This is a genomic window from Mesorhizobium sp. ZC-5 (assembly GCF_025753855.1).
GTDB lineage: Bacteria > Pseudomonadota > Alphaproteobacteria > Rhizobiales > Rhizobiaceae > Neomesorhizobium.
Genome location: NZ_JAOWPT010000014.1, coordinates 70,310 through 90,693 on the forward strand (window position 1 = coordinate 70,310; position 20,384 = coordinate 90,693).

Sequence of the window (20,384 nt, forward strand, 5' to 3'; positions counted from 1 at the left end):
ACCGCTTAGGGAAGCGCCTTCAGGTATCGGATCCTGCGGCCGGAACTGACTGCCTGGGCGGCATGCACGATGGCATTCGCATCGAGACCATGGTGGCGATAGAGATCTGCAATCGTGCCGGTCTGGCCAAAATGCTCGACCCCAAGCGCCTTGACGCGATGCCCGTTCACGCCGCCGAGCCACGCAAGCGTCGCCGGGTGACCATCAATTGCGGTAACGATTCCGCAATCGCGCGACAGCGGTGCCAACATCCGCTCGATGTGGCTAAGGGCGCCGGTCGTTCCGCGCTGGCGGGCACGCTCCGCTGCCTGCCAGCCCGCGTTCAGCCGGTCGGCTGACGTGATTGCCATCAGCCCGACGTCGCGCCGGTCCTCTGCCAGAAGCCCAGTCGCTGCAATCGCCTCTGGCGCGACAACGCCTTGATAAGCGATCACTACGCTGGCGTTCGGCCCGGGCGGTCGCAGCCAATAGGCGCCATTGACGATATCCCGTGCCAGGTCCGGCCTGATGTCGCGCAACGGCTGCTCGAGCGGCCGGGTGGACAAGCGCAGATAGACCGACCCTCCGGTCTGATCGCGCAGCCATGTCGTCTCGTCCGGATCTCCTTCGCCGTTGCGCTGCATGTAATCGAATGCGAAGCGCATGATCACAGACAACTCGTCGACGAAGGCCGGTTCGAAGGCGCAAAGCCCATCCTGCGCCATGCCGATGAGCGGGGTGCCGATCGATTGGTGCGCCCCGCCTTCCGGCGCCAGCGTCACGCCGGAGGGCGTGGCGACCAGCATGAAACGCGCGTCCTGGTAGCAGGCATAGTTCAGTTGATCGGCGCAGCGATAGATGAACGGGTCGTAGACCGTCCCGATCGGCAGCAGACGCACGCCATTGATCGAATGCGATAGACCGAGCGCCCCGAGCATGATCATCAGGTTTGACTCTGCGATCCCGAGTTCCAGGTGCTGCCCCTTGGGTCCGAACTCCCAACTGTAGGTGGAGGGGATGCGTTCGGCCTTGAAGGTGTCGGCCATCGTCTCGCGCGCAAAAAGGCCACGCCGGTTGACCCACCCCCCAAGATTGGTCGAGACCGTCACATCGGGCGAGGTGGTGACAATGCGTTCGGCAAGTGGACTCTGCTCGCGCGCGATGTCGTTCAGGATCTGGCCGAAGCCCATCTGGGTCGAGAGCGGCTTGCCGCGCTGCCCCGATGACGGAAGGGTTTCGGGCACCGGCACTGACGGCGCCGACAGCCGGCGCCGCCCCTCACTGAAGAACGGCACCTTGGAGAAGAAGGCTTCAAGCTCCGCTTCCGGCAGGGTGGCCGCGGCCCATTTGCCCCACTCCTCACCCGGCTTGACGCCCATTTGCCGGCGGAACCCTTCCATCTGTGCAGGCGTCATCTGTCCCGCATGATTGTCCTTGTGCCCTGCAAGCGGCAGGCCGTAACCCTTGATGGTGTAACAGATGAAGCAGACAGGGCGGTCATGTCTGGATGCCGCTTCGAACGCTTCAAGGAGGCTCGGCATGTCATGCCCGCCAAGGTTCGTCATGAGCGCCTGCAACTCGTCGTCGGAGCGGCGTTCGATCAGAGCGGTGGCCGGACCCTGATCTCCGATCTCGTCGAGCAGCCGCTTGCGCCAGGCTGAGCCTCCCTGGAAGGTCAGCGCCGCATAGAGCTGGTTGGGACACCGCTCGATCCACTCACGCAGCTTCTCGCCCCCCGGCTCAGTGAAGGCGGCCTCTTGTAGGGCACCATGGCGCAGGATCACCACGTCCCAGCCGAAGTTACGGAAAATCTGCTCGAACCGCTGCCACAGGCCCTCGCGGATCACGGCGTCGAGCGACTGGCGGTTGTAGTCCACGATCCACCAGCAGTTCCGTAGCCCGTGCTTCCAGCCCTCGATCAGGGCTTCGTAGATGTTGCCCTCGTCCATTTCGGCATCGCCGATCAAGCTGACCATACGACCCTCGGGGCGGTCCTTGATCCAGCCATGGGCCGAGACATAGTCCTGCACCAGCGACGAAAACAGCGTCTGCGCGACGCCGAGCCCCACCGACCCGGTCGAGAAATCGACGTCGTCGATGTCTTTGGTCCGTGAAGGGTAGCTCTGGGCGCCCTTGTAGCCACGAAAGTTCATGAGCTTTTCACGGGTCTGGTTGCCCGCGAGATATTGGAGAGCGTGGAAGATCGGCGCCGCGTGAGGTTTGACCGCCACCCGGTCCTGTGGGCGCAGCACCGATCCGTAGAGTGCCGTCATGATCGTGCTCAGGGAGGCGGAAGAAGCCTGATGGCCGCCGACCTTGATCTCGTCGCTCTCGCGGACGTGGTTGGCGTGGTGGATCGTCCAGGCTGCGAGCCAGGAGACGCAGCGCTCGATCTCGTTCAAATGTGCAAGTTTCGTCGTCATTCACTTCCCCGAAAATCAGCGTCCGGATGGCTGCATCCCAGTGGACCGTCAAAGATCGAGCTTCAGCACGCCCGTCGCTCGTGACACGCAGGCGATGAAGCGGTGGCCGCGTGCGTCTTTCGACAGGATGGAATCCCGATGGATCGGCTGCCCACCAAGCATCCCGCATTCGCAGGTCCCGCAAACGCCGTTCTCGCATGAGGCCAGCAACGGCACCCCGGCTGCGCGCAGGGCCGCGAGCGCCGTGGTCTGCGCCGAAACCTCGACCACCCTGCCCTCACGCAGTTCTATGATGAATGGTTCCGGTGGCGCGCCGTCAAGCCCGGCAGGCTGGAAAGTTTCGAAATGAACAGTGCCCTCGGGCCAGTGTTCGGCCGCGCGCCCCACAGCCGCCATGAATCCGGGCGGCCCGCAATAGTAAGTCTGTGCGTCGGCCAAACGGTTGGCCAGGAGCGCGGCGATATCCTCCCGGGTCGCCGGCTCGTCATCGAAATGGAGCTGCACATTTCCGACAGGAAGATCGCTCTCGATCGCCGGCAGGAGTGGCGTGAGCGCCCGGCTGCGGGTGAAATAATGCAAGTGGAACGGCTTGGCCTGCCGGGTGAGCGCGCGCGCCATGGCCAGAATCGGGGTGATTCCGATCCCGCCTGCCAGCAGCAAGATCGGCCCCTCGCCGGGCTTGAGCGCAAAATGGTTGCGTGGCGCCGAGATGGGCAGTGTGGAGCCGGCCGCAACGGTTTCGTGAATCCACGCCGAGCCGCCACGGCCGTCACTCTCGCGTTTCACCGCGATGGTGTAGCGGCCGAGCTCGGTCGGGTCGCCGCAAAGCGAATACTGACGCACCTTCCCCTCAGGCAGATGGACATCGACGTGAGAACCTGCCTCGAACGGCGGCAGCAGAGGTTTGCGCGGGTGTTTCAGGTCGATGATCAGCACGTCACCGGGCTCCTTGCGGACGGCGGTCACGGTCAGCTTCATGATGATGCGGGGCGAGGCCATGGCGTTTCACTCGTCGATGGGCAAGATCAGATCACCGGGGCGGATCACGCCCCCGACCTCGATTGTGCAGTTCAGTCCCGAGCGGTTCAGAAGCCCCTCGTAGAGACCCGGAAGCCCCAGCAACTCCTCGATATACTTGCACGGCACATTCATCCGGGCAGCCCTGAGGATCGTTTCACCGACCCGGAAGCGTTTGCCGACAAGATGGCTAAGCGGAACGCCTCGTGTTGTGATATTGCGCCGGTGATCTTCGGGTGCGAGCTTGGCCTTGAAGCCCGGTATCCTGGGTTCGCCCTGCGCGATCGCGTCCAGAACTTCGGCTTCGATCAGTGTCACCTCGCGAACGTCAGGACGCGCGGAATAGGTCCCCGTCCCCAGGTAGTAGCGGTCTCCGACAATGCCTCGGCCGGCCACGAGCTGCGCCTGCGCCAGCTCCTCCATTTCATAAGAGGCAGCGGGCGCGATATGGATGTGCAGCAGCTTTCCTTGCCAGGTCATGCATCGCTCTCGGAAATCGTCTTCCACCAAAATCTGCCGCCAAACTGGCCTGATCAACAGCACCAGTTGCATGGCGTTTTCCCAGTCCAGTTGGCTTTGCCACGAAATGCGGGGGCCTTGGGGTCGCTTTCAGCGCCAGCTTTCGACGTCCCCTGTCTCAGTCACCCTGCCCCGGCAACGCGTCTTGCACTTGCTTGACAACCTCGCGCAGGACCTCAACGCCCTTCTCGATCTGCCGAATGCTCAAGGCGGCGTAGCCCATGACAAGCCCAACGCGATCGGTGCGGCCTTCCTCCGAGTGTCGTTCGTAAAGGGGCGATATCAGGTGTAGCCCCAACCCCGTGCGTCGGGCGGCTTCGACCAGTGCCGTTCCCCGCGATCGCTGCAGGTCGTTGAGCCAAACGACGACGTGCAGACCAGCCTCTGCTCCCTGGACAGCGATGCGATCTCCCAAGCAGCGCTGCAAGGCGCCCAACAATGTCTCCCGACGCTCGCCGTTCAGCCTGCGCACGCGGCGCACATGGCTTTCGTAGCCGCCGCTCTCGATGAGAGAGGCCAGAGCCTCCTGTTCAGCCACCGGCGAATGCCGGTCCGCGAATTGTTTGGCGGTTGCGAAGACCTCCTGCAATTCCGGCGGGACGACGAGGTAGCCGATACGCAGCATCGGCGAAAGCGTCTTGGAGATCGTGCCGAGGTAGATGACAGCCCCGTGGTCCTCGAGACTGTGCAGCGGAGGGACCGGATTGATGTCATAGCGATATTCGCTGTCGTAGTCGTCCTCGATCACGTAGGCGTTGTTGTGCCGCGCCCATTCCAGAAGCTGATGGCGGCGCGCGATCGGCATGACGCCGCCCAGCGGAAACTGATGCGATGGCGTGACATAGGCCAAGCGTGCCCCGATCCCCGCCAGCAACTCCGTCTTCATCCCATCCTCGTCGACGGTGACGGGGATGGGCGAGGCACCGGTACTGGCAAAGACCTGACGCGCCATCCTGTAGCACGGATTCTCGATGACGAAGTGGTCGGCGGGATCAAGAAGCAGGCGAGCGCACAGATCGAGGCCCTGCTGCGAGCCGTTCACAACTATGATCTGCTCGAGGTCGCAGCTCAAGGTTCGGGCGCGCCAGAGATAGCCCTGCAGCGCCTGGCGTAGCCTGCGCGAGCCGCGAGGATCGTCATAGGCAAGACGCAACGGGCGCTGCCCCATCGCCTCGTTCATCACACGTTTCCAGACCAATGCGGGGAAGTCTGCCGGCGCCAGGTCGCCATAGCGGAAATCGACCCTCAACCCGGTCGGCAAGTAATCTGGCCAGGGCGGCGTGACGCGCAGTCGTTCGCCATAGGCGGATATATGAACCGGGCCTAGCCGTTTCGGGGAAGTGCGGCTTGCCTCAGGACCGATTAACGAAGATGAAACGCGAGGTCGCGCGCCTTGACGGACTTCGATGAAACCTTCCGCAGCCAGTTGCTCGTAGGCGACCGTCACCGTCGTTCGCGAAACCCCGAGGTCATTTGCCAGGCCTCGGGAGGACGGCAACTGACTGCCGGTTTCATAGACGCCGCCCAGGATTTGCTCGCGAAGAGCCTCGTAGATCTCGCGTGCACCCATCGCGTGCGAGCGACCGGCAGCACCGGCACTTGAAGACTGGCCCATTTCATTCATCGCCAACTGGATATTTCGCATTGGCCAGTTTGCCGTCAATCTTTCGGAAACCCAAGAAAGATCTTCGAGGCCGAATGACCCGCACCTATCAATCCGCAACCGATGCTCCCGCGCGTTCGCTCAACGACACCGGCCCCGGTTTCGCCACCCGGGCGATCCATCATGGCTACGATCCGTCCGGCTTTTCCAATGCCGTTCAGCCACCAGTCTTCTTGACCTCGACCTATGGCTTCGAAAGCGTGGCAGCAAACGAGGCCGCCGCCGCGCTTGGCGGAAGGCTCTACGCGCGCGAATACAATCCCACGACAGAGATCCTCGAACAACGGCTCGCCAATCTGGAAGGAGCCGAGGCAGGTCTGGTCATTGCCTCGGGGATGGCGGCTTTCGGCACGCTGATCCTGTCGCTCCTCTCCCAAGGCGATGAACTCATTGTCCACAAGACGCTTTATGCGAACACGCTTGCCATGGTCGAGCAGGCGGTCCCCCGCTTCGGCATCAAGGTCGTGGCGGTCGATCTGTCCGATCCACAAAATCTCGAGGCCGCGATTACCGAGCGGACGCGGCTTGTTTTCTTCGAGACGCCGGTGAATCCGCTGAGCCGCATCCTCGACATCGCTGCCATTGCCGAGCGCGCCCATGCGCGCGGTGTCAAGGTTGCAGTCGACAGCACCTTCGCCTCGCCCGCGCTCCAGCGACCGCTTGAACACGGGGCCGACATCGTGCTCCACTCGCTGACCAAGTACATCAACGGTCATGGCGATGCCCTTGGCGGGGCGATTCTGGGCGACGCCCAAACACTCCGCACGCTGCACGAAACGGGCCTACGCTACATCACCGGCGCAGCGCTCTCGCCCATGTCAGCCTTCCTGATCCTGCGCGGTCTGAAGACGCTCACGCTTCGTATGGAACGGCACAGCGCCACAGCCCTTGCGGTGGCTCAGGCGCTCGAGGCGCACCCGGCGGTGGCATTTGTGAGTCATCCCTTCCTCGACTCGCACCCTGATCAGGTGACAGCGCGAAAGCAGATGTCCAACGGGTCGGGCATGTTGGCCTTTGGCCTGCGCGCTGGATACGAAGGCGCGCGCCGGATGATGGACCGGCTCAACCTGATCACTCGCGCCGTCAGCCTCGGCGATGCCGATAGCCTCATCTATCATCCGGCAAGTCTCACACGTGCTCGGCAGCCGATCCGCAAGGATGCCCATCTGGCCGACGGAGTCGGCGAGGACCTCATGCGTCTGTCGGTGGGTCTTGAAGACGCCGATGACCTGATCGCCGACCTGCGGCAGGCTCTGGACGCCTTGTGATGACCTGTCGTGCGCCCAGCCCTGCCCTCACGCACCAACCTGGAGCCTTGCCATGGCATTCCTGAGCGGTCTTTCCGCGTTCCCCATCACGCCTGCCGATCGTGACGGCCGCGTCGACACCGTTGCTCTGCGCAGGCTGATTGCTCGGCTTGGCGACGCTCAGGTCGATTCCATCGGTCTTCTCGGCAGCACCGGCACATACATCTTTCTGTCGCGCGAGGAACGGCGGCGGGCGCTCGCCGAGACCTTGGAGGAAACCGCAGGGCGAATGCCGGTCGTGGTGGGTGTAGGCGCGCTACGCACTGACGAAGCCGTGCGGCTCGCGCAGGACGCCAAGGCCCTTGGAGCTGCGGCGGGGTTGCTTGCCGCTGCCTCTTATACCCCGCTCACTGATGACGAGGTGTTCGAACATTTCTCCACAGTGGCGCGCGAAAGTGGCCTGCCGATCATCGTCTACGACAATCCGGGAACGACGCATTTCCATTTCACCCCAGCCCTCGTCAACCGCCTGGCAAAGGTTGGTGGGATCGTCGCTATCAAGAATCCGACCAACAAAAGCGATGCGATCAAGAGCCATCTGGCCGACCAGAGGCGAACGCTGCCGGAAGGGTTCTCGATCGGTTACAGCGGCGACTGGAATGCCGCCGAGGCCATGATCGCCGGCGCCGATACATGGTACAGCGTCCTCGCGGGCATCCTGCCCGAGGCATGCATGATGATCGTCAGGGCGGCGCAGCAGGGCGATGCGGCCGAAGCGCGACGGATCGATGCCACGCTTTCGCCGCTCTGGAGCCTCTTCCAGGAGTTCTCAAGTCTTCGCGTCGTCTATGCCCTTGCCGAATTGCTCGACATTTGCCGTGCCGACCCCCCGCGTCCCATCCTGCCTCTGCCTGCAGCAGCGAAGGACCGGGTCGCCGCCGCGTTGGAATGCCTGCCATCAGATGCCAGCCGGTGAACAGCGACCCGGCGGCCCGTGAAAGGAACTGTCATGTATGTACCCGCGCATTTCAATGAACCGAGCCGAGAAATCCTTTACCATCTGATCGAGAACAACGCCCTCGGCGTGCTGATTACCCATGGCCGGAGCGGGCTCGACGCCAATCACATCCCCTTCGAACTCGACGCGTCACATGGAGAAAACGGCACCCTTCGCTGCCACGTCGCCCGCAACAATCCAGTTTGGCAGGACGTGGCGACCGGCGATGAGGTGCTCGTGGTGTTCCGCGCCGGCGATGCCTATATTTCGCCCCAGTGGTATCCGAGCAAACAGGACTTTCACAAGCAGGTGCCGACTTGGAACTACATCGTCGCACATGCCTATGGACGGATCACAATCCACGACGACGAACGCTATGTCCGCCGCAATGTCGCCAAACTGACTCACAGGCACGAGTCGACCCAGCCTATCCCGTGGAAGATGGGGGACGCGCCCAGGGACTTTATCGACACAATGGTCAAGGCGATCGTCGGCATAGAGATCGAGATCACTCGCCTTGTCGGCAAGGCCAAGCTCAGTCAGAACAAAGAGCGGCGCGACATCCAAAACGCTGGCGAAATGGTCAACGCCCAGGGGGATCATCCGATCGGTCAGGCGATGCTGGCAGCCGCCGCCCGGAAAGTCTGAATGAATGTCGATGGAACATGATCCTTGAGCCACGCCGCGAAATCCATTCAATGCTTTGTCTTAGCTGTGCATGCACGGCCAACACGGCTATGTCGACAAGGGGGCCGATGGCTCAATCAAGGCCTGACTCATGCGCTAGCGTCACTTTCGTTAGCGAGCGCGTCGGCCTGACGGCTGAAACGATGACGAACATCGATACGTCAAGCACCCTGCCCTGCACTTGCCGTGGTTGTTAGGTCTTGCTCATGCTCCCCTAGGAGGACGGTAGTCGATCCATCCGTGCAAGAAAATACGGATTGGCGCGTCGCGCCTATTCATGTCTGATAACAACAGGATCGAGCAGGACCACCGGCGCATCAAGCGCCGTGTGCGGCCGATGCTGGGTTTCAAGTCGCCGGCCACCGCCAGCACCCTGTCGGAGATCGAAATGCTTCACATGATGCGCAAGCGACAGGCGAGGTACGCGTTCAATCCAAATCCCTCCCTGGCCGAGCAGTTCGCCATACTGGCGGCATGACAGCGGCCTGTCCCGACCAACCTTCATGACACAGAAAAAACTTTGCAATACAACCAACTCTTGTCGTCGTTTAGCCGCGCTTTTGAAAAGCCATCAACACGTCAGACTTCGCCCGAGCCGGACGACATCGGCGTCGTTTCGGTGACAAGGCTAATCAAAGACGAAGTCCACGATGCACTTCCTGGCTTGCCCGCATCCTCCGGCTGATTCTCGAAAAGTGGCTGCGGTGAACGCCCGAAAACTTTGATCGGTTATTCAACGGCCTCCAGCGTCATGGCTTGCAGACAGACGGACTGGCTCGGCCATCCAGTCGCGGTCGAACCAGCTGAGCTTGGGAGCCTCTAGCCCCAGACTCCCTGCGATGGAGATGGCGAAATCAGGTACGACCGGGTATGTCGCGACACAGAGTCCGACGAGCGCGAAGGTCACCGCGCGGGCCGCAGTCCGGGCAAGCGCCTCCTTCACCTTCGGCGCAGCCGGAACTTGCAGCACTGAACATGAATAGCGCTCAATTGCGTCGACGAACGCCTCGATTGCGCGTGTCAACTGACGTACGTCCGGGTAATCCGCTTCGAATCGCGCCCGCACTTCCGCGTTGAAGCGTGTGCAGTCCGCGAGGAACGCAATGTCGGTGGCTGACCACTGGCCAGGACACGGGAGCTCGTCTGTCGCGACCCGCCCGATGACCTCGTTAGCCTTCGCGACCGATCTCGACAGCCGTCCGTCCCAGAAGTCCCGTTTCCAGCTCTCGTAGGCACCCATGGAGAAGTCCTCGACAGAACCGTCCGGACGACACCGACACAAGTAGAAGCGAAGCGGCTCGGCAGTTTCTTCCGCAGCGATGTCGTTCACCCAGATTGCGTGATTTCGTGATGTTGAGAACTTCTTCCCCTCAAGCGTGAGCATCTGGTTGACGAAAATCCGTCGGGGGAGCATCTCATGGAGATCAAGCGCCGAAAGTACCCCGGGAATAACCAACAGACGTCCGAAGGCGTTGTCCGCCCCGAAGAGAATGTCCAGCTCCGGCATCTCGTCCCGTGGGATTTGGTACCAGAAGGCGGGGCATCCGCTCTTTTCTCTTATCGTTTCTAAGGCGAGCAAGTGCCGAGGCACGTGTTCCATGGTGATGGTAAACCGCTGGCACTCAAATCCTGGGATTGGAATCCGAATTCCCTCCCGGTTTGGGTTTGAGATGCAGACTGCCGGAAGCCCCCGGGACAGCCAGGACTCGACATAGAGCTTTGCGTAAATGGGCAGGAAGTTCCGCGAGGCGAAGGATTCGAGTGCGTCATGCAATGGAGCGAGGTTCAGGAAAAGGCGCTTCAGGGGACGACGTTCCAGCGAGCGCCCGTCGAGATCGACCGGATCCTGGAGTTCGGCATCGAGGACCAGCGCGCCGCAATCCTCGCATTCGTGGCCGGAGGAATAGCCGCCGCAATATGGACATTTGCCGTGGACGAAGGCGTCCACCTTGAAGCGCCCACTTTGGACGTCATACGGGACCAAATGCTCTCTTTCAGCGATCAGGCCCTTGCTGCAAAGTCGCTTAAAGACCTCGAGAACGACCGCCTTGCCGCGGCGGTCAGGCTTTGTCCCAAGGAAAATATCCGAAACTGCATTGAGCCGATGCAGAGCCTCCTGGAAAGAAGCCGTGTTTTTCTCGGCCAGCTGGTAGTATTCCAGTCCAGCAGCGTCGGCCGCAATTGCAATGTGCTCAAGGTGACCGTGCGTGCCCTGCAGCACGAAAACCTCTCGGCCGCCGGTCTCGGCAATTCGGCGCAACACATCCGCGTAGAGGAACGGTCCTGAGGCATGACCTATATGCATGTTCCCATTCGGGGTAAGCATTGCGGGCACCAGCAGCAGCGGTCTGCTCTTTCCTATCGCTTCGTTCGTGGAAGTCGCCTCTTCGAAGGCTGCGCGGCTGTGCCACCACACTGTCTGCATGACTGCACCGCTGTCCAAAGCCTCAATCCTGTGCCTGCTCAGCGGGTCCATCCGAATGCTCTCTCCGCCAAGCAGCAGGAACGTCTTTTCGTCTAGATGAATTCGAACGCCGCCAGAGATCACCGTCCAAAATTCGACTTCCGTATGGTTGTGACGGCAAGTGGTCGCGCCTGGACTGAGCTTCAATAGTCGGATGGAAACGTCGCCCCCTTCCGGGAAGGGATCATGCATGACGATGCCCCCTTCAATCGAGATGGGGACCGCGCGTGTTTCATTTTTGAGATCTATTACTTGCGAACACATCATTTCGTTTCCAGTCTCGAATTTCCGGTTGGCCGTGCCGCTGGCAAGGTCTCGGGGCGACCTTGAGCAGGTTGAAGCACGTGCCCGTCTTGCAGCGCCTTCGCCACCACCGCAGCCCGTTCGGCCAGACCGCCGAGTGTGTGCTCCGTTGGGCCCCGAAGGCCAAAAGAGTGGTTCAACAAGAAAACGCGAGGTCTCGGACCGGTGAAACACGATTCTGGCATCTGATCGAGTCCCACTTCGAAGGACTCATCGACAACGACGTCGCCATCTTCCATTCGCGGTTGCAGCAGTTGGAAAAATGATAGATGGCGACGGTTTGAAAAGCCCGTCGCGCATACCAGGAGGTCAATTTCAAGCGTCGTGGAGTCCGGCTTGCCTCCGATTCCGCGAAGGTCTAGACGAAGACCATTCTCGAGACGCTTTGCCGCCGTGATTTCAGTATACGGGAACAGCCTGAGCCTGTCGCGTCCGCACGCCTGGTCCTCGAATCGAAGATCGTAGATGCTTTTGAGGACGTCCTTGGTGACGGTGGAGAAGTTCGTGTTCCTAGTGTCGGAAAGAAAGCTCTTGCGATCTTCAAGTGGCAACTCCGCGAACTTCAGCGAGTGTGGATAAGTGTAGAAATCATTTACGAACGGGTTGTCATCCGTCTGTTCGAAGAGGTGGCGCCGACCAACGACGATAACTTCCGACACTTCCCGGTGTTGGAGCAGGAATCTGACTATCTCGCCGGCGCTTTGCCCGGACCCGACGACCGCAACGCGAGCGTTAGCGTTGATTATTCCCTCGTTCGCATGGGATAGGAAGAAGTTTGAATGCACCACGCGGCCGGAGTCGACGGCCAGTTCTTCGGGGATGTATGGCTCATGCCCAAGGCTGACGACCACGTCGTCTGCCTCGATTTCTGAAACATCTCCGCTCGAGACATCCCTGGTCGTGACGACAAGGGTTTGGGTTCCCGACGGCTTCTCGTGGAACCTGGCCGCCACCGCCTCCTTGCCGAAAGAAATCTTGTTCGCAAAGAACCGGCTTACCCAGACCAGATAGTCGGAAAACAGCTTCCTTGAAGGATACAGATTGTTCGTATGGATGAAGTGATAGAGAAGCTCCTTGTCACGCAGGAACGAGAAAAAAGTGAATGGGCTTGCCGGATTCCTCAGGAACGCCAGGTCCTTGAACAACGACACTTGGAGCATCGAATCCTCGAAGGCGATGCCCGGGTGCCATTCTGCGCTGTCGCGGCGCTCAAGGACTTCCAGCGAATCCAGAACTGAGGATCCCCGCTCCTTGAGGCAGGTCAGCAGTGCCAGGTTTGCTGGTCCGCTCCCCACGAGTAGTGTCTTTCGTCTTTGCATGACCAGCTCCCAAAATTGTGCTTGTTTCCAACAGCCCGGTCGCGCGCTCGGCTAAGACAGCGATCCGGCTTCTCCTCAGTTGCTCGAGGGCCATCGCGGCAACATCGGCGAGCGCGGCTTTGCTGGGGTGTATGGGACCCCGCAACTGTTGACGCGTGACGCATTCCACGGCTGTGGCCACCGGAACTGCGGTGGCGATAGCCATGCTTGAGATGCCTCGCTCCTGAAGCTCGGAGCGCAGGATGCACGTCCAACGGCCAACCCGCCCTTGGCGATCCTCAATGGCGATGTCAAGGACGACCTGGTCGCCATCGTCATTTGGGTTCCGGCGACTTAAAAGCGCCTCCGTGACCTCCTTGACCTGCAGGCGCGCGCTCCCGATTTCGATCTCCTCGTCGGACAGCAGCCCGAGGCGATGCAACATCCGAACGCCATCCGCAAAGCCAGGCCACCGCACAGTCAACTGTCGAAGCGTTGGAATGCTAGGATGAGCGCCTGCAGCCGTCGACGAAACCATTGCATCATCGTATGCTTCGAGAAGGCCGACACCATCCACGAACAGCTGAGATACGCTTTCGAAGCGATTTCGCGTTACGGCTTGGCCGTCGATTCGAGCAAACGCGAGCCTCTGCTCTATGGGCAGCCGACGCCCAAAGGCGAGAGCATAGTTCAGCGGAGGTTCCGGAATTCTGGGAATCCCTCCGCAATGAGTTACTATGCTCTCTATGTCCTTTATTTCAGCCGCAACCAGCGAGACTAAAGATTCAACCAGTCCTGGTTCGAGACCCGCTCCCAAGACTACGGGCGGACCGTTAGGCGGTACCCGGAGAATGTCAAGATCCCCAGGGCTCGGCCTGCCGACGCAAATAATAGGGGTGTGTAGACCTGCCTCGTGCGTTTGGTGCAAAAGCTTGCCGACCAAAACTCGGGAATCTCTCCAAGACGTAGCCATGATCAGCGATCGGGCTTGAACCGAGAGAGCGGATGGACCCAACGACACGTCGAAGCGGACGTTTGCGAGATTGCCCAGAAGCCGTTGCGCCACGGCAAGCGCAGAATGGCTCCTGTCAATCACGACAACGAACGAGTCCGGCTGGTCCGCAAGTTGCAGCGCCACTGCCCGACCGACCGGCCCGGCTCCGATGACGACGTGTGATCTCTCGTGCATAGTGCCCTGCTTCAGCCTTTACTGCCAACTACGGTCGGGGTCGGCTTGCGCCGGATCGTGCGATAGCCAAGGAGAGCGATAGCCGTTTGCAGTAGAGCCAAGCCGGCAATCAACAGCGTCAGCGTGTCATATCCCAGATGGACTGAGACGAGCCCTGCGGCGAAGGGGAAGAAATACAGGCCAAGAAAATAGCAAAGGCTGAAGATGATCTGCACCAAAGTCCGGGACTGCGGCGCAGTCACGCGGATGGCTTCTGCCTGTATCAGGGGATAGGATAGCCCATAAGTTATGCCGGTCGCCAGCGATGCCATTGCGTAAATGACGGGGTGGCCCGGGGAGTAGTGAAAGCCGAGAAGCGAAACGACCATCCCGCCCAGAAGTAGCGGCAAGGTGCGGTCGGCCGCACTGCGGATTACGCGCGGACCAATTGCAAATCTGGAGCCGACTGATCCTATGGCCCAAAAGCCAAAGAATATTTCGTACGGTAGACCTGAATTATTCGCAAATGTAACCTGGAAGTTTATCAAGCTAGTGTAAATGCTTGCGGACAACAGTACAAGAACAAAAAACAGAGCAGATTTGCTGAAGAGGAGATCAAAAAGGTCGCGCGCAATCGAGGCGTTATTCGGAATATCGGCTTCGCCGATGTTCGCCGCATGTCGCGCTGCCCACGATGACAACGCTGCCCCTGCCGTCGCCGCGAGCATTGCCAGAATGAACATATCCAGCGTGCCCAAGCCGGCGTACCGGGTAAGGAGACTGCTCAGCAGCGGTCCGCAGGTTAACCCTAAGGTGGAGAATGCAGAGTAGGCCATGAAGCTCGATGGCCGGTCTGCATCGCTTGAGAGGGCGGAAATGCATATCGAGCCGATAGTGAAGTGCAGCGCCCATCCGCCTGATTTCAGCATGTAGCTGAGGAAGTAGGGGAATGTCGCGCGCACCCCCGACAATTCGTTCAAGAGTACGGTCGCGCAGGCTGCTGCATAGAGAAGCCCGCCGATGGGTGCGAGCCTCCGCACACCAAACTGGCGTATCAGCGTAGGACTGATCAAAACTATTAATATAGCGACCGCCATGCCTGCTGCTGAGATCGAACCAAAAAAGATCTCGTCGCGCCCAACAGACAACAGGTAGACTGGAAACAGCGCAAAAACGCCCATCGCGAAGGAAATCAGATATCGTTCAGCAATGAACATGCGCCTGTGCCACAAAAGGCGCCTATTATTGATCGAGATGCTGCGAACGTTCATTTTGTTATACCATGAAACTGTACTTTTCGTCGGTTAGGACGAAGATAAGTTATGTATCCGAATATGATTCGCGGTTTTGATGTGACCATTGTCATGGTCGAAGGGATACGTTTCCTTAGATCGAGAGCCGTCCTTCGCCTGTTCATCGTGGCTACCCGTGACACGAGTTATGGCCGGCAGCTGTTGCCCGCCCCGCAACGAAGGCTCTCAAGAGTCATGCCAGCTTGCTTGATTGAGCTGAGGAAGGAACTTTATGGTTGCTTTTCAGTCGATTAGCCCGAAGCAAAGCAAGAGATCGACTGAAAATGGCCATATCGCGAACTCGACAAACCCAACAAACCCGACAAAAGATGTCGGATGGCGTTGTTGAGACTGCTCCGCTCTGACCTCGCCGGTGAGCCACGAACATCGTGCTGTGTCCAAATGGAGCCCGGAGTTGAGAGGGTTGTGTTGCAAAGTTTTTTCTGTGTCATGAAGGTTGGTCGGGACAGGCCGTATGGGCACGAGTGTTGGCCGAGGCTGGACACGAAGTTCTCCTGATGCCGCCTGCCTATGTCAAACCATATGTGAAGCGCGGCAAGACAGATGCTGCCGATGCCGAAGCGATTTGCGAGGCCGTCACACGGCCGACCATGCGCTTCGTAGCGATCAAATCGGAAGACCAGCAGGCGGTTCTCATGCTTCATAAGGCGCGGGAACTCCTGGTGCGCCAGAAGACGATGCTCACCAATGCCATTCGCGCCCATCTTGCCGAGTTTGGCCTGGTTGCGGCGCAGGGACCGGGTGGATTGTCAGCCCTTCTGGCGGTGTTCGATGCTCATCGAGAGCAACTGCGCTCGATGGTCTGATCGCGCAAGCTGATCATATCGCGACCGAGATCGCCGCGCTGGAGGCCCGCATTCTCGAATGGCATCTCGGACACGCCGCCAGCAAACGCCTCGCGACGATCCCAGGCGTCGGACCACTCACAGCAAGCGCGATCGCTGCGAGCGTCCCCGACGCTTCACTGTTTCGTTCGGGCGACAGTTCGCCGCCTGGCTCGGCCTGACGCCGAGAGCTCATTCGAGCGGAGGCCATGAGCGTCTGATGGGCATCAGCAAACAGGGAGACGGCTATCTTCGCCGCCTGCTTGTCGTCGGCGCTGCAGCCGTGCTGCGATACGCTCGTCAGTCGACTGAAGCGAAGGTTTTTGGCAACGCAGCTTCTCGAGAGGAAGCGCCCGAAAGTCGTCGCGGTCACGCTGGCCAACAAGATGGCGCGGATCGCGTGGGCGCTTCTGCGCCGCAACGAGACCTACGTGGCGCCGACGGCACAAAGCGCCGGAAATCGCGCCACAAGCAGACATGCATGGATGCTGAGAGGAGATGACGAACCGGCAGTGCCGGGGATCGGGACACCCCTTGGGGTCAGAGCGCATCAAAAGCGCGCAAAATTGATTGGGAACCGATCCGCGGACTTCATCTTGGCCAGCGAGGCGAGCCTCGCATGAAACAGGCCGTAGACATGACTGCACCTGGCCGGTCCGTCACCCACAATCACCCTTGCGCAACGGGGGCCGTCCAGACATGAACCCCGACCGGCGTCCGAGGCCATCGACTAAAAGCGAGGGCCCGGCCAGCCGACCCCGCTCTGGACGGCCGCTGCGAGAAGGTGAGGCTCTCCACACCGGCAGAAACACGGATCAGACGATCAGCAATGCAACCTGAGTTGGCTCTCCTCAGAGCCGATAGTGCTATTTTCGAATGACGGATGATAAAGCAAACGCCGTAAGGGTATCACGTACCCCTGGCAATTCGGAGATTTGCTGCCAGATTTGCCGAATACGGTCCGCGTCACCGGACTCCACCCGCACCAAAAGATCGAAGTCCCCGGTCATCACGTCACATGAAACAACCTCCGGAATACGCCGCAACGCGTGTATGACCTCGCCACCTCTCATCCGATCATGTCTATAAACGAACATCATTGCGGTCGTGAGAGCTTCGCTGCTCAAACCTTCCCCGGACACGATTGTGTAGCCTTTGATGAAGCCTTCCCGCTCAAGTCGTTCGATGCGCACGCGAACAGCGTTACGCGACAAGTTGACTTGTCCGGACAATTCAGCATGCGATATGCGTGCGTTGTTCTTCAATTCGTTCAGGATTTTTTCATCGGTTCTATCAAGCAGGTATTTCATGGGGATCCAAGCCAACCAGTCCTGATTGCATTATCCCGCTAGCCGATCGATATGCGTTTACAGCAATGTCAGGGAGATGCCTGTGATCTCCCTTTCTCCCATAGCACCTGGCTGTTGCCGCCATCACAAAGGCAGGTAGCGCATCTCGTTCAGCATCCGACAAACTTCTAACACTCTGGTATCCAGCCAGCAGTGCTTGAGCGTTGTCATTATCCAAGCCTCCGTTCGACCCGCCTGTCCAGTCAACAAGCACATCCGCAACTTCCGAAATGAGCGCATCATCATGGCGGAGTCGAAAATTTATGATACCGCTGACCTTGTCATCGAGAAAGAAAACATTCTGATGGACCAGTGCTCCGTGAACCGGTCCTGTCGGCAGCTCATACGAAGATCTATTCGGATGGGGCTGCAAAATGGAGTGAATCCTTGCCATGGTCTGCCCTAGGCTGTGACACTTGCGCGTTACGGGATCAAACGTTGACGATCCAGGCACGAAACTCACGATCGCTACGAGTTTGCCAGCTGCTCGAGAGGTGGCATTTCCGTCGAGGCTTCGAATTGGCTTCGGACAAGGGACTCCGTTTTTGTGGAGCCTCTCCATGGTTTCAAATGCTCGTTCCAGATCTGACGGTTCGGCGCCATTTTCGAACAGGGTGACGATAAGGTCATTTTCTTTGGATCTGAAAAGATAGGTCGTCTCGCGGTCTCCATCAGCAATGCCGATGACAGATAACAACGATGTTATCCCGTACGCAGACGCAATAGCGTCGCGATCGCCGTCAGAGAGCTCTGTGAATACAGCCATAACCCTTGCCGCCAATCTTAGGAATTATTCGGTGATTTGGAGGGGCAATCAGAGATGCCGAATATCCGAACAATCTGGTCTTGAGATAAGATACCCTCTTCTTCTACGACTTGCCGAAGTGGTTTCTTTTCCCCCAAAGCTCTCATTGAAAGAGCCGAAGCTTTACTATAACCAATCAATGTCGCCAGTGGCGTAGCGAGAACGAGAGACTGATCGCAAAACGATTTGCATCGATCAACATCGACCTCGATTCCTTCTACGCAACGCTGCTTCAGAATTTTGATACCTCTTGTCAACATTCGCATGGATTGAAGAATGTTCAAAACTATGACGGGCTCCATCGCGTTCAGCTGCAACTGGCCTGCGCTCGCCGCGAGCGTCACCGTCAAATCATTGCCTATCACCTGGAACCCAATCTGGTTCATCATCTCAGGGATGACCGGATTGATTTTTCCCGGCATTATGGACGAACCAGCCTGTACGGCCGGCAGTCGGATCTCTCCGAAACCCGTGCGAGGGCCGCTGCTCAACAGACGCAAGTCGTTGCATATTTTTGAAAGCTTTACCGCGATTCGCTTCAAGGCGCCGGAGAAGGTAACGAAGGCTCCGGTGTCGGAAGTGGCTTCGACAAGGTTGCGAGCAGGCACCAAATCAAAGCCAGAAATTTGATTGAGATGACTGCAGGCAAGGCCTGAAAAGCCAGGTGGAACATTGATGGAAGTGCCGATCGCCGATCCACCCAGGTTAACCTCCATCAGCAGCCTCGACGCTGATTGTAAATGCACTATGTCTTCTTCCATCAGTTCCGCGAACGCATCAAACTCTTGGCCAACCGTCATAGGCACGGCGTCCTGAAGCTGTGTGCGACCAACTTTTGCGACTTGATCATACTGAGCTGCCTTCACTCGGAAGGCGTCTCGAATATTTACCTGCGACGCGATTAGTGCATCGCAGGCCCGCAAGATGGTTAGGCGTATTGCCGTTGGGTAAACGTCATTGGTCGACTGCGACAAGTTGACGTCGTCATTGGGATGGAGTGTGACATAGTCTCCCACTGCCCGCCCAAGCTTCAGGAGAGCGAGGTTTGTTACGACCTCATTGACGTTCATGTTGGTGGAAGTCCCGGCACCACCTTGCATCATGTCGACTGGGAAATTCTGATCGATGCCCTGCCGTTCTATCAGATCTTCACAAGCCTCGGAAATTGCCATTGCTTTTGATCTTGATATCAGCCCGAGATCCATATTGGCCAGCGCCGCTGCTTTCTTCACCATGGCCATGGATTGTATGAGTTCGGGAAAGTCCTTCAGTTGTAGCCCTGAAACGTCAAAGTTCTCAGCTGCACGTGCGGTATGTACGCCATAGAGAACGTTACTGGGAATGAGGAGCGGGCCGATAAGATCGGATTCAATACGTCCTGGAAGCATGTCTTGCCTCTTATCCGAGGATTCCAGCATGCAGCATGGCACGCTTGATTTCATCCTGGACTGTCGGGCTGACAGCGACGAGCGGCAATCGAAGGTCTGCCTTCATCCGACCAAGAAGCTCCAACGCATATTTGGGACCAGCAGGATTCGTTTCGAGGAAGAGCGCTCTGTGGAGCGGCATCAGCTGATCCTGCAACTTGAGCGCTGCTGCAAAATTACCGTCCAGACAGGCCTGCTGGAATAGAGCACAAAGACGAGGTGCGACGTTTGCGCTCACCGAAATACATCCATGACCGCCGTGCGCCATATAGCCCAAGGCAGATCCGTCTTCACCCGACAATAAATTGAATTGCGGGCCGCACGCCATGCGCTCAAGCGAGGGACGCAATATGTTGCCCGTGGCGTCCTTAACCCCACAAACATTGCGACAGTTTTTGAATATTCGCGCCAGAGTTTCAACTTGGATGTCGACGACGCTGCGAGGCGGTATATTGTAAACTATGATCGGAAGTCTGCTGACAGCGTCAATCGCCTTGAAATGCTGGTAGATTCCCTCTTGAGTCGGCTTGTTGTAATAAGGAGAGACAATGAGCAGTGCATCGGCGCCTGCGTTTTGAGCATGGCGCACGAACTCCAGGGCTTCCTCTGTGCTATTGGAGCCGGCCCCTGCGATGACTGGTACACGACCGGCGGCGGCGTCTATGGTGATCTCCACCACCCTCTTGTGCTCGGCATGGGTAAGTGTTGGACTTTCTCCTGTCGTTCCACACGGTACCAGACCTGATGATCCTTCTGCAATTTGCCATTCAATGAAGTCGCGCAATGCAACGTCATCGACGTGGCCGTCCTTGAACGGTGTTACAAGCGCTGTGATAGAACCTTTGAACATCTACACTTTTCCCCTCAGGCAACAATTGCTGGCGGCTGCCAGTTGCAAGAC

General features: G+C 58.9%; 15 protein-coding genes and 2 pseudogenes. 5 read left to right on the plus strand and 12 right to left on the minus strand.

Features of this window, described 5'->3' with window-relative positions; all coding sequences use genetic code 11:
- Window positions 1-5 precede the first annotated feature (5 nt).
- The 4 genes from OHD58_RS26060 to OHD58_RS26075 form a co-directional block, all read right to left on the minus strand.
- The gene (locus OHD58_RS26060) at window positions 6-2,402 is read right to left on the minus strand and encodes a transketolase (RefSeq protein ID WP_263806571.1); all 2,397 of its coding nucleotides are present in this window, start codon (window positions 2,400-2,402) and stop codon (window positions 6-8) included.
- A 48-nt stretch (window positions 2,403-2,450) separates the two neighbouring features.
- Window positions 2,451-3,401: a PDR/VanB family oxidoreductase gene (locus OHD58_RS26065; RefSeq protein WP_006201708.1), complete on the minus strand. Its 951-nt coding sequence runs from the start codon at window positions 3,399-3,401 to the stop codon at window positions 2,451-2,453.
- 6 nt (window positions 3,402-3,407) lie between these two features.
- Entirely contained in the window at window positions 3,408-3,899 is a 492-nt protein-coding gene (locus tag OHD58_RS26070; RefSeq protein WP_263790944.1) for an MOSC domain-containing protein, read from the minus strand.
- Window positions 3,900-4,056: 157 nt separating this feature from the next.
- Window positions 4,057-5,553, minus strand: coding sequence for a PLP-dependent aminotransferase family protein (locus OHD58_RS26075; protein ID WP_263790942.1), 1,497 nt, complete (start codon window positions 5,551-5,553; stop codon window positions 4,057-4,059).
- A gap of 83 nt (window positions 5,554-5,636) precedes the next feature.
- Here OHD58_RS26075 and OHD58_RS26080 point away from each other — a divergent pair, with 83 nt between their 5' ends.
- The 4 genes and pseudogenes from OHD58_RS26080 to OHD58_RS26095 all read left to right on the plus strand — a co-directional run.
- A complete protein-coding gene (locus OHD58_RS26080; RefSeq protein ID WP_263790940.1) occupies window positions 5,637-6,869 on the plus strand; it encodes a trans-sulfuration enzyme family protein in 1,233 nt (410 codons plus the stop codon).
- Between the two features lie 52 nt (window positions 6,870-6,921).
- Window positions 6,922-7,824 (plus strand): dihydrodipicolinate synthase family protein, encoded by a 903-nt coding sequence (locus OHD58_RS26085; RefSeq protein ID WP_263790814.1) that lies wholly within the window; start codon window positions 6,922-6,924, stop codon window positions 7,822-7,824.
- A 33-nt stretch (window positions 7,825-7,857) separates the two neighbouring features.
- Window positions 7,858-8,493, plus strand: coding sequence for an FMN-binding negative transcriptional regulator (locus OHD58_RS26090; RefSeq protein ID WP_263790812.1), 636 nt, complete (start codon window positions 7,858-7,860; stop codon window positions 8,491-8,493).
- Between the two features lie 283 nt (window positions 8,494-8,776).
- Window positions 8,777-9,010: pseudogene (locus OHD58_RS26095) on the plus strand (DDE-type integrase/transposase/recombinase); the annotation flags it as partial.
- Window positions 9,011-9,265: 255 nt separating this feature from the next.
- Here OHD58_RS26095 and OHD58_RS26100 read toward each other — a convergent pair.
- The 4 genes from OHD58_RS26100 to OHD58_RS26110 form a co-directional block, all read right to left on the minus strand.
- On the minus strand, window positions 9,266-11,188 hold the full coding sequence (locus OHD58_RS26100; protein ID WP_263806572.1) for a class I tRNA ligase family protein: 1,923 nt from the start codon (window positions 11,186-11,188) through the stop codon (window positions 9,266-9,268).
- 71 nt (window positions 11,189-11,259) lie between these two features.
- On the minus strand, window positions 11,260-12,618 hold the full coding sequence (locus tag OHD58_RS26105) for a lysine N(6)-hydroxylase/L-ornithine N(5)-oxygenase family protein (RefSeq protein ID WP_263806573.1): 1,359 nt from the start codon (window positions 12,616-12,618) through the stop codon (window positions 11,260-11,262).
- Complete coding sequence (locus OHD58_RS30810) at window positions 12,509-13,570, minus strand: saccharopine dehydrogenase family protein (RefSeq protein WP_412177299.1); 1,062 nt, start codon at window positions 13,568-13,570, stop codon at window positions 12,509-12,511. The genes OHD58_RS26105 and OHD58_RS30810 overlap by 110 nt, the downstream gene beginning before the upstream one ends.
- Window positions 13,571-13,797: 227 nt before the next feature.
- Window positions 13,798-14,982 carry an MFS transporter gene (locus OHD58_RS26110; protein ID WP_263806574.1) on the minus strand — a complete coding sequence of 395 codons (1,185 nt, stop codon included), beginning with the start codon at window positions 14,980-14,982 and terminating at the stop codon, window positions 13,798-13,800.
- A gap of 551 nt (window positions 14,983-15,533) precedes the next feature.
- Here OHD58_RS26110 and OHD58_RS26115 point away from each other — a divergent pair.
- Window positions 15,534-16,345 (plus strand): annotated as a pseudogene (locus OHD58_RS26115) (IS110 family transposase); the annotation flags it as partial.
- Window positions 16,346-16,768: 423 nt separating this feature from the next.
- On the opposite strand, the gene OHD58_RS26120 reads toward OHD58_RS26115, so the two are convergent.
- Genes OHD58_RS26120 through dapA form a run of 4 tightly spaced genes read right to left on the minus strand, consistent with a single transcriptional unit; the run spans window position 16,769 to window position 20,333 of the window.
- Window positions 16,769-17,212, minus strand: coding sequence for an Lrp/AsnC family transcriptional regulator (locus tag OHD58_RS26120; protein WP_006205813.1), 444 nt, complete (start codon window positions 17,210-17,212; stop codon window positions 16,769-16,771).
- Entirely contained in the window at window positions 17,196-18,017 is an 822-nt protein-coding gene (locus tag OHD58_RS26125) for a phosphotransferase (RefSeq protein ID WP_263806575.1), read from the minus strand. Before OHD58_RS26125 ends, OHD58_RS26120 begins: the two co-directional genes overlap by 17 nt.
- A gap of 17 nt (window positions 18,018-18,034) precedes the next feature.
- Window positions 18,035-19,444 (minus strand): aspartate ammonia-lyase, encoded by a 1,410-nt coding sequence (locus OHD58_RS26130; protein ID WP_263806576.1) that lies wholly within the window; start codon window positions 19,442-19,444, stop codon window positions 18,035-18,037.
- Window positions 19,445-19,454: 10 nt separating this feature from the next.
- Window positions 19,455-20,333 carry a 4-hydroxy-tetrahydrodipicolinate synthase gene (dapA, locus tag OHD58_RS26135; protein ID WP_263806577.1) on the minus strand — a complete coding sequence of 293 codons (879 nt, stop codon included), beginning with the start codon at window positions 20,331-20,333 and terminating at the stop codon, window positions 19,455-19,457.
- Window positions 20,334-20,384 lie beyond the last annotated feature (51 nt).

Coding starts and splice junctions, on each gene's coding strand:
- OHD58_RS26105 (WP_263806573.1), bottom strand. CDS start 12,618: ATGCAAAGACGAAAGACACTACTCGTGGGGAGCGGACCAGCAAACCTG.
- OHD58_RS26080 (WP_263790940.1), top strand. CDS start 5,637: ATGACCCGCACCTATCAATCCGCAACCGATGCTCCCGCGCGTTCGCTC.
- OHD58_RS26125 (WP_263806575.1), bottom strand. CDS start 18,017: ATGGCTGTATTCACAGAGCTCTCTGACGGCGATCGCGACGCTATTGCG.
- OHD58_RS30810 (WP_412177299.1), bottom strand. CDS start 13,570: ATGGCTACGTCTTGGAGAGATTCCCGAGTTTTGGTCGGCAAGCTTTTG.
- OHD58_RS26065 (WP_006201708.1), bottom strand. CDS start 3,401: ATGGCCTCGCCCCGCATCATCATGAAGCTGACCGTGACCGCCGTCCGC.
- OHD58_RS26110 (WP_263806574.1), bottom strand. CDS start 14,982: ATGTTCATTGCTGAACGATATCTGATTTCCTTCGCGATGGGCGTTTTT.
- OHD58_RS26085 (WP_263790814.1), top strand. CDS start 6,922: ATGGCATTCCTGAGCGGTCTTTCCGCGTTCCCCATCACGCCTGCCGAT.
- OHD58_RS26060 (WP_263806571.1), bottom strand. CDS start 2,402: ATGACGACGAAACTTGCACATTTGAACGAGATCGAGCGCTGCGTCTCC.
- OHD58_RS26090 (WP_263790812.1), top strand. CDS start 7,858: ATGTATGTACCCGCGCATTTCAATGAACCGAGCCGAGAAATCCTTTAC.
- OHD58_RS26130 (WP_263806576.1), bottom strand. CDS start 19,444: ATGCTTCCAGGACGTATTGAATCCGATCTTATCGGCCCGCTCCTCATT.
- OHD58_RS26075 (WP_263790942.1), bottom strand. CDS start 5,553: ATGGGCCAGTCTTCAAGTGCCGGTGCTGCCGGTCGCTCGCACGCGATG.
- OHD58_RS26070 (WP_263790944.1), bottom strand. CDS start 3,899: ATGACCTGGCAAGGAAAGCTGCTGCACATCCATATCGCGCCCGCTGCC.
- OHD58_RS26100 (WP_263806572.1), bottom strand. CDS start 11,188: ATGCATGATCCCTTCCCGGAAGGGGGCGACGTTTCCATCCGACTATTG.
- dapA (WP_263806577.1), bottom strand. CDS start 20,333: ATGTTCAAAGGTTCTATCACAGCGCTTGTAACACCGTTCAAGGACGGC.
- OHD58_RS26120 (WP_006205813.1), bottom strand. CDS start 17,212: ATGAAATACCTGCTTGATAGAACCGATGAAAAAATCCTGAACGAATTG.